The 208-nt window shown below is 58.2% G+C and carries 1 protein-coding gene; it reads left to right on the top strand.

Translation table 11 applies throughout. The features are described 5' to 3' along the window. The coding region (locus LJE09_RS17845; RefSeq protein WP_227311656.1) for a hypothetical protein at nucleotides 1-208 on the top strand (208 nt) is incomplete at both ends.

Consider the following 208-nt stretch of genomic DNA (forward strand, 5'->3'; position numbering starts at 1 on the left):
GGGCACAGCGTGACCGTGTTCGACACCGATCCGCAGCAGTCCATCGTCAAGAAACGCACAGCGGACACCGCCACCTATGCAGGAGTGCCGCTGCCTTATAACATATATCCTTTCAGCATGAGCAACGAGCCGGCTCTTATCGCGCTGATCGAGAACCTGCACAACTCAGCCGCCGTGGACTTCGCTCTGTTTGACTCGGCAGGCAGTC

Origin of the sequence: Blautia sp. DFI.3.45 (genome assembly GCF_020593505.1) — a bacterium.
Lineage (GTDB): Bacteria > Bacillota > Clostridia > Lachnospirales > Lachnospiraceae > Blautia_A > Blautia_A wexlerae.